Annotated in this window: 9 protein-coding genes; 6 read left to right on the plus strand and 3 right to left on the minus strand. The window is 68.4% G+C overall.

What is annotated here, in order from left to right; translation table 11 throughout:
* Positions 1 to 5: 5 nt before the first annotated feature.
* Together thiE and KVT32_RS26520 are read right to left on the minus strand one after the other, a co-directional pair.
* On the minus strand, positions 6 to 671 hold the full coding sequence (thiE, locus tag KVT32_RS26515) for a thiamine phosphate synthase (RefSeq protein WP_217619068.1): 666 nt from the start codon (positions 669 to 671) through the stop codon (positions 6 to 8).
* Positions 668 to 1,477 carry a hydroxymethylpyrimidine/phosphomethylpyrimidine kinase gene (locus KVT32_RS26520; protein WP_174245394.1) on the minus strand — a complete coding sequence of 270 codons (810 nt, stop codon included), beginning with the start codon at positions 1,475 to 1,477 and terminating at the stop codon, positions 668 to 670. Before KVT32_RS26520 ends, thiE begins: the two co-directional genes overlap by 4 nt.
* Positions 1,478 to 1,632: 155 nt before the next feature.
* Between KVT32_RS26520 and KVT32_RS26525 the strand changes: the two genes are divergently transcribed.
* The 6 genes from KVT32_RS26525 to KVT32_RS26550 all read left to right on the plus strand — a co-directional run bounded on the left by KVT32_RS26525 (position 1,633) and on the right by KVT32_RS26550 (position 5,890).
* Positions 1,633 to 1,797, plus strand: coding sequence for a rubredoxin (locus KVT32_RS26525; protein WP_003814980.1), 165 nt, complete (start codon positions 1,633 to 1,635; stop codon positions 1,795 to 1,797).
* Positions 1,798 to 1,943: 146 nt separating this feature from the next.
* Positions 1,944 to 2,531 (plus strand): YqgE/AlgH family protein, encoded by a 588-nt coding sequence (locus KVT32_RS26530; protein WP_056327419.1) that lies wholly within the window; start codon positions 1,944 to 1,946, stop codon positions 2,529 to 2,531.
* The gene (ruvX, locus tag KVT32_RS26535; protein WP_076518713.1) at positions 2,524 to 2,925 is read left to right on the plus strand and encodes a Holliday junction resolvase RuvX; all 402 of its coding nucleotides are present in this window, start codon (positions 2,524 to 2,526) and stop codon (positions 2,923 to 2,925) included. The genes KVT32_RS26530 and ruvX overlap by 8 nt, the downstream gene beginning before the upstream one ends.
* Positions 2,926 to 2,946: 21 nt before the next feature.
* Positions 2,947 to 3,867, plus strand: a complete 921-nt coding sequence (locus tag KVT32_RS26540; protein ID WP_217619069.1) for an aspartate carbamoyltransferase — start codon at positions 2,947 to 2,949, stop codon at positions 3,865 to 3,867.
* The gene (locus tag KVT32_RS26545) at positions 3,864 to 5,153 is read left to right on the plus strand and encodes a dihydroorotase (protein WP_217619070.1); all 1,290 of its coding nucleotides are present in this window, start codon (positions 3,864 to 3,866) and stop codon (positions 5,151 to 5,153) included. Before KVT32_RS26540 ends, KVT32_RS26545 begins: the two co-directional genes overlap by 4 nt.
* Complete coding sequence (locus KVT32_RS26550; RefSeq protein WP_056327411.1) at positions 5,150 to 5,890, plus strand: 1-acyl-sn-glycerol-3-phosphate acyltransferase; 741 nt, start codon at positions 5,150 to 5,152, stop codon at positions 5,888 to 5,890. The genes KVT32_RS26545 and KVT32_RS26550 overlap by 4 nt, the downstream gene beginning before the upstream one ends.
* Before the next feature lie 631 nt (positions 5,891 to 6,521).
* On the opposite strand, the gene KVT32_RS26555 is transcribed toward KVT32_RS26550, so the two are convergent.
* The coding region (locus KVT32_RS26555; RefSeq protein ID WP_217619071.1) for a hypothetical protein at positions 6,522 to 6,763 on the minus strand (242 nt) is incomplete at its 5' end.

A 6,763-nucleotide genomic window follows, 5' to 3' on the forward strand; every position in this document is an offset into this window, starting at 1 on the left:
GGGTATCAAGACTTGCGGTTGAAGTTGGCGGAATAGGGCGCCGAGCAGGCCACGGCCGCGGCCCGGATGCTGGGCGCCTCGAACAGGCTCGTGATGACGGCGATGGTGTCAGCGCCGGCCTGCGCCACGAGCGGGGCGTTGGCGGGGGTGATGCCGCCGATGGCCACCACCGCGGGACGGGGCGCATCGCGCTCATCGGCCAGGCGGCGGGCCTCGGTCAGGACGGACAGCGGCGCGCGCACCGTGTCGGGTTTGACCATGGAGGCGAACATGGCGCCGAAGGCGATGTAGTCGGCGCCGGCGTCGAGCAATTCACGTGCCCGCGTCAGGTCATCGTAGCTGGAGCCACCCAGGATCAGGTCGGGGCCGGCCTCGCGGCGGATGTGCACCAGGCTTTCGTCGTCGCGGCCCACGTGGGCGCCGTCGGCGCCGACATCCAGCGCAAGCCGCCAGTCGTCATTGATGAGGAACACCACGCCCAGTTCACGGCACAGCGGCGCCAGGGCGCGGGCCTGCGCCGCGCGCACCGCGTCCGGCACGTTCTTGCGGCGCAACTGCAGCGAGCGCATGCCGCCTGCGGCCGCATCGCGCACGGCCTGCAACAGGCGGTCGGTGTCGTCCCATTCAGGCGTCACGCCATACAGGCCGGTGGGGAAGCGCAAGGATTTCATTGGGGCAGGATCCGGTTGGGAATGCGCCGGCCCATGCCCGGCAGGAAGCTGGCGGCCACGGCCGCGTCCGCGTGGACCAGACCCTGGCGCACGGCCTCGGGCATTTCCAGGCCCTGCGCCAGCATGGCGGTGATGGCGGTGGCAGCCACGCCGCCGGCGTCGCCGTTGCGGTCGGGCGGCGCCTGCCAGGGCCAGGTGTGCGTCTGGCCGCCGGGGCCGAGCAGCACGTTGGCGAAGTGACCGGGACGCTGGGGGCTGCCCAGCACCAGGACCCACGCCGCGCCGGCCGCCACCAGGGCGTGCATGGGCGTGGGTGCGTCCCCGATATCGATATCGCCGTCGGCGTGCCACTGCGCAAGGCGCAGGTGTTCAATGACCAGCAGGTCCGTCTGCGGCAGCACCAGTTCCAGCGTCGCGGCCAGGAGGTCGTCGGCTTCGTCCTCGTCGGCGGCGCTTGCGGGCACCTGCGCGCGCTGGCCCAGGTGCAGAACGAGCGGCACCTGGCTATAGTCGGCGGCAACCTGCGCCGCCACGCTGGCCGTTTCCGCGGTGTATAGTCCGCCCACCTTGATGGCCTGCACCGGCATGTCTTCGAGCAGGCAACGCGCCTGGTCGTCCAGCAGGTCGGGCGAAACGGGGTGGATTTCTTCGATGCCGGCGGTGTCCTGCACGGTCAGCGCGGTCACGGCCGCCAGGCCATGACAGCCCAGGCGGGCGCAGGTGACGGCGTCCGCGGGCAACCCGTCCGAGCCGGAGGGATCGAACGGGCCGAAGACCAAAACGAGAGGGGGAGTTACGGAGGCCACGTGACAACGCTTGATTGAGGGCGCCCCGGCTCATTTGGCATGAATCAGGGGAACCCCTATTGGGTTTCGGTAAGATTGTCCCCATTCTAATGGAAGCCCCTCACCTTTGCCCCACCGCGGGGATGCCGGGTGGGGAATTGATGTAAGAGAGAACTATGCGTACTTGGATGTGTTTGATTTGCGGCTGGGTCTATGACGAAGAGGCCGGCCTGCCCGACGAAGGCATCGCTCCCGGCACCCGCTGGGAAGACGTGCCGCCCAACTGGGTCTGTCCCGAATGCGGCGCCCGCAAAGAAGACTTCGAACTGATGGAAATCTGAAGCCGTCACGCCCACATATTCCGCCAAGGCTCGTAAGATGGGGCATACCCCATCCCTAGTAACCGCCGCAGGGCCGCCAGGCATGATGTTTGCGTCTGCGCAGTCACTCCGAACGGTTTTCACAGACTACCCATGAAGGGGTTGCCATGACGGAAAAACATACCGAAAGCGCTGCGGCGCAGGCGGCCAATTTCGCCAACCAGTTCCTGATCGCCATGCCGGGCATGGTCGAGGGCAGCTTGGCGGGTTCCGTCATCTACGTGTGCGAACACACGGACCGCGGCGCGCTGGGGCTGGTCATCAACCGCCCCACCGACCTGACGCTGGGCACGCTGTTCGAGCGCATCGACCTGACGCTCGAGATCGGACCGGTCAAGGACACGTTCGTCTTTTTTGGCGGACCGGTCCAGACCGATCGCGGCTTCGTGCTGCACGCGCCGGCCGGCGATTACAGTTCCAGCATCAAGCTGGGCGACATGGCGCTGACTACGTCGCGCGACGTGCTGCAGGCCGTGGCCGACGGCAACGGCCCCGCGCGCATGCTTGTGACGCTGGGCTACGCCGGTTGGGGCGCGGGCCAGCTGGAAAGCGAGATGGGCCAGAATGCCTGGTTGAGCGTGGGCGCGGACGCGCACATCATCTTCGACGTGCCGCCCGAGGAACGCTATCCCGCCGCGCTCAAGCTGCTGGGCATCGATCCCGTGATGCTGGCCGGCGACGCTGGACATGCCTGAAGAAACCCTGCTTGCCTTCGATTTCGGCGAAAAGAAGATCGGCATTGCCATCGGCAATACGTTGACGCGCCAGGCGCGTCCGCTTGAAATCATTTTCAGCGAGGTCCGCGACGCGCGCTTTGGCCGCATCGCGGCGCTTTTGCAGGAATGGCAGCCGCACCGCGTTGTCGTCGGACTGGCGCTGGACGCCGAGGGCGGCGAGCAACCTGCCACGGCGCGCTGCCGCCGCTTTGCCAACCAGTTGCACGGCCGCTTCGGCGTCGCCGTCGAACTGGTCGACGAACGCGGTTCCAGCATGGAGGCTCAGCGCCTGCTCGGCACGCATGCCGCGGACGACGCAATGGCCGCGGCTGTTATCCTGCAACGCTACCTTGATGCCTTGCCCGCGGCCTGACGGCCGCGGCTTGTCTTGCCCATGCTCAATCCGCAACTCGATCGCCGCGGCGAACTCGCGCATCTGCTGACCACGGAAGGGTTGCCCCGCCGTCACGTCGTGCGGCTGCTCGAGATGGCGCGCGGACACGCGGCCGCCGGCGATGCGCCGCCATCGGCCGCGCCGGAAATGCCGGTGTTTCTTTGCCTGCCCGACACGGATGCCGCCGACCGCGAAGCCTACGCCGTGGCCGCGGCCAGCCTGTCCATGCTGCCGGTGCCGCTGGACGCGCAAGCCGGGCAGGCGCTGGCCGAAACCGTGGCGGGCCTTGCGCCGGGCGTGCTGGTTCTGCGTCATCCCCAAAGCGGCGCGGCGCATTGCGCTGCAGCCCATGCCGAGCCGGGCCTGCGCGTCCTGAACGCGGGCGACGGCCGGCATGCCGATCCCGTGCCGGCGCTGGCGCTGATGCAGGCCATCGGCGATGCCAAGCCCGATCTCACGAGCCTTGTCGTCACGCTGGTCGGCGACATCCGCCATTCGCGCGTGGCGCGTTCGATCATCCATCTTCTGACGACGCTGGGCGTGCCCGAGGTACGTGCCGCCGCGCCGCGCACGCTGCTGCCCGACGGTCTTGCGCAACTGGGCGTGCGCGCCTGCGCGACCCTTTTCGAAGGCCTGAGCGACGCCGACGTGGTGATCGTGTTTCCCTTGAATGTCGAAGACCTCAGCGGCGCGCAGCTTCCGTCGGCGCGCGAGTACGCCCATACGCATGGCCTGACGGCCGCGGCGATGGCGGCCGCCAAGCCGGACGTGCTGCTGTTGCCTGCCGGCGGGCTGGTGCCTGGTGTGGAGGTTGACGGCGACATCGCCGCCGGCCTTGAGCCCACCGAGGCGGGTGTCGCGGCGCTTGAACAACCGCTGCGCACGGCGGTGTTGCGCGTGCTGGCCGGAGCGGCGCCATGAGACTGCACATCGCCAATGGCCGGTTGATCGACCCCGCAAATGGCGTGGACGGTCAGCACGATCTCTACATCGCATCGGGCCGCATCATTGCCGTCGGCGCGGCGCCGGACGGATTCCAGGCCGATCGCCGCATCGATGCCAGCGGTCTGGCGGTGCTGCCGGGCCTGATCGACCTGTCCGCGCGCGTCGCGCAGGCGGGCCACACCGGATTCGCGCCCGCCGAGTTGCGCGCGGCGCTGGCCGGTGGCGTGACACGCCTGGTGCTGCCGCCGGACGCGGAAAGCCCGCTGGATGAGCCCACGAAGGTCGAGGCGCTGATGCGTCACGCGCAGGCTGGGCAGTGCACCGTCCACCCGCTGGGCGCGATGACCGTGGGTCTGGCGGGCGAAACGTTGACGGAAATGGCGCTGCTGGCGCGCGCGGGCTGCATCGCCTTTTCGCAAGGCGAGTCCATCATGGCCGACACGCGCGTGCTGTGGGGAGCGATGCGATACGCAAGCGGACTGGGCCAGACGTTGTGGTTGCGAGCGCAGGATCCGTGGCTGGCGCGCGGCACATCGGTGGCAAGCGGTCCTTACGCGGAGCGTCTGGGCCTGGAAGGGATGCCCGCCCAGGCGGAAACCGTGGCGCTGCACACGATCTTCGAATTGCAGCGCGCAACGGGCGCGCGGATTCACCTGGCGCGCCTGTCGAGCGCCGCCGGTATCGACCTGCTGCGCAAGGCCCGCCGCGAAGGCTTGCCGGTCACGGCAGACGTGTCGGTGAACAGCCTGCTGCTGACCGACGTGGACATCGGCTTCTTCGACACGAATCACCATCTGACGCCGCCGCTGCGGGGCCAGCGCGACCGCGACGCGATCCAGTCGGCGCTGGCTGACGGCGTGATCGACGCGCTGTGCTCGGATCACACGCCGGTTGACGCCCGGGGCAAGGCAGAACCGTTCGCGGCGTCCACGCCGGGCGCGACGGGGCTCGAACTGCTCTTGTCGCTGGCATTGAAATGGGCGCGCGACAGCCGCCGTCCCATCGGCGACGCCCTGGCGCGCGTGACGTCCGGCCCGGCCGCGGTACTCGCCGCCGTCGCGCCGCAGCTCGGCCCGTGCGGCCATCTGGGCGTGGATGCGCCGGCGGACCTGTGTCTGGCGGACCTGGACGCGGAATGGATGGTGATGCCCGCGGCGCTGCAAAGCCGCGGCGTCCATACACCTTTCGCAGGTATGATGCTGCCCGGTCGAGTACGAGCCACCATGGTTGGTGGCCAACCGGCCTGGGAGACTCCAGTTTGAAGCTGCTGCGCTTTGTCCTACGGCTGAGCCTTGTCCTGCCCCTGATCATTTTCGGCCTGCTTTGCGTGGGCCTGGTCTTCCCCCTGATGCGCCCCGCCGCCCGCGCGCGGCTGAACCGCCGCTGGTCGCGCTGGCTGATGGCAGCCTGTGGCCTGCAGGTGATCCTTAAAGGCGAGCCGCGCCTGGAAGGCCCGGTGCTGCTGGTGGCGAACCACGTGTCCTGGATCGACATCTTCGTACTGAACTCGGCGCGAGCGACGTCATTCGTGGCCAAGAGCGAGATCCGCTCCTGGCCGGTGATCGGCTGGCTGGTCGCCGGCGCCGGCACGCTCTTCATCGAACGCGGCCAACGCCACGCGGTCCACGCGATGGGCGAGTCGATGCAGGACCGCTTCAAACAGGGCGACGCGGTCGGCCTGTTTCCCGAAGGCACCACGAGCGAAGGCTTCGAACTGCTCCCTTTCCACGCCAGCCTGTTCGAACCGGCTCGAGCAGCCGCGGTGGAAATCCAACCCGTGGCGCTGCGCTTCATGCAGCACGGCAAACGCAGCGGCTACGCGGCCTTCGTGGGCGAGGAGTCGCTGGTGGCCAACCTCTGGCGCGTGCTGGGGGTTACAGGATTGGCAGTCGAAGTGGTTTTCCTGCCCCCGCTGGCGGCGCGGCATCCGGATGGGTCGCTGCCGACGCGATTGGAACTGTCGCATCAGGCTAGAGAGGCGATTTTGCGGGTGCTTTGAGGGTTATTTCGGGTTTATGGAGTTTGCGTCGGGCTGCGGGTATAGGGGTTCTTGGGGCGTCCGGCACGGTGGCGGCCCGGGGCGCGCGGGGCCACGATTGCGGTCCGGAGCCTTCGCTCCGGACTGCCCCGTCGTCATCTTCGTCCGCCTTCGGCTCCCTTCAGATTCCCTCGGGCTTATCGACGCCCCGCGCACCCCGGGCCGCCACCGCACCGGACTCGAGCAATAGAAATCTGACGGCCGGCGGGGTGGTCGGCGTGCTTGGCGTTTTAGCGCAGAGTATCTCGGGCTAGAAGCATCTTGCGGTGCCCGTCCCCGTTCGGCCGCGCGGGCGGCCTCCGGAGACTTACGCGGCGTCTTGCGGCGTGGTGATGACGCTTCGCGCGTAGGTACGTGCGTCTCACCAGGTGTCGGACACCCGTATAGATGGCCTTCAAGCTTGAAGGAGCGCTTCAGGGGTGTCGGACACCTTTGCGAGAGTGGTCAGCACCCGCGCGAGACACCTTTGCGACAGAGATCAGCGCCGCGCGATAACGGCACCAGTCGCCGCTAATCGTCACTTGAACTCAAGTGCCCGATGGGCGGCGCGAACAGATCGGCAAGCTGTGGCAACCCGTCGCCGCGCCGCCCATCACCGCCCACCCCCCATCGTGACGGCGGCCATTAGCAAACCAATCACCGCCAGCGCGAAGCGCACCCCCTCACGACGTCCCACCGACCCGATGCCGATTGCCGCCGCCCGGGCGGCAGCAATTCGGCGGCCCCGCAAATTCCCTTCCCTGAACACAGGTCTTGTAGCGCCCCAAACCAAAGACCCTGGCAGCACGGCGTCGCGGTCACCGTGGGTGCGAGCGCCGTCGATGCGCCCGAGGG

Source organism: Achromobacter sp. GbtcB20, assembly GCF_019091095.1.
In the GTDB taxonomy this organism is placed as follows: Bacteria; Pseudomonadota; Gammaproteobacteria; order Burkholderiales; family Burkholderiaceae_B; genus Achromobacter; species Achromobacter mucicolens.

Coding starts and splice junctions, on each gene's coding strand:
- thiE (WP_217619068.1), bottom strand. CDS start 671: ATGAAATCCTTGCGCTTCCCCACCGGCCTGTATGGCGTGACGCCTGAA.
- KVT32_RS26525 (WP_003814980.1), top strand. CDS start 1,633: ATGCGTACTTGGATGTGTTTGATTTGCGGCTGGGTCTATGACGAAGAG.
- KVT32_RS26530 (WP_056327419.1), top strand. CDS start 1,944: ATGACGGAAAAACATACCGAAAGCGCTGCGGCGCAGGCGGCCAATTTC.
- ruvX (WP_076518713.1), top strand. CDS start 2,524: ATGCCTGAAGAAACCCTGCTTGCCTTCGATTTCGGCGAAAAGAAGATC.
- KVT32_RS26540 (WP_217619069.1), top strand. CDS start 2,947: ATGCTCAATCCGCAACTCGATCGCCGCGGCGAACTCGCGCATCTGCTG.
- KVT32_RS26545 (WP_217619070.1), top strand. CDS start 3,864: ATGAGACTGCACATCGCCAATGGCCGGTTGATCGACCCCGCAAATGGC.